At 58.4% G+C, this 512-nt stretch carries 1 protein-coding gene; it reads right to left on the reverse strand.

Translation table 11 applies throughout. From position 1 onward, the window contains the following. Positions 1–237: 237 nt before the first annotated feature. Positions 238–512, reverse strand: a 275-nt coding sequence (locus O0S10_RS10480) for a hypothetical protein (RefSeq protein WP_268925831.1), incomplete at its 5' end; no start/stop codon positions are given.

Consider the following 512-nt stretch of genomic DNA (forward strand, 5'->3'; position numbering starts at 1 on the left):
CGGCAGGCACCCGGGCAAAGGTGTGTGCTGACGATTGAACGTTTCATGCGTTTACAATTTTGTTGTATATATTCGAAACAGGATGCGTGGCTCCCCAGCCAGAGAGTATCCTGTGGAGGCGGGAACGGGTGTTCCCCTTTTTTCGTTCAATCGTTGTGGGTTTTGCCAAGGATGCCTTCTGCCGCCGGTCAGGTGTGTCACCTGAGATGTTTTTCAGAAAAAAAGAGGAAGAGAGGGTTACTCTCTTCTTCTGAGAAGGACACCTGCGATGAGGAGTCCGAAGAGTCCGCCAAGTACCGGTGCGGGTGCCTGCGTTAAGGTGGGCTGTGCGCCTGCCGCAGTGGTGGAGACCGGTGCTGCGGTGGTGGCAGATGTGCCGCTCTGCGCCTGCGTCGGTACCGGGGTCGCTTTCGCGGTCGTCTGGGCGGTCTGCGTGGCGGTTGCTGCGGTGCCGGACGACGTCCATTTTGCATACAGGGTCATGTCGCCCGGGATGCTGTCGCTGAAGCTCC

Origin of the sequence: Methanocorpusculum petauri (assembly GCF_026891975.1) — an archaeon.
Classification (GTDB): domain Archaea; phylum Halobacteriota; class Methanomicrobia; order Methanomicrobiales; family Methanocorpusculaceae; genus Methanocorpusculum; species Methanocorpusculum petauri.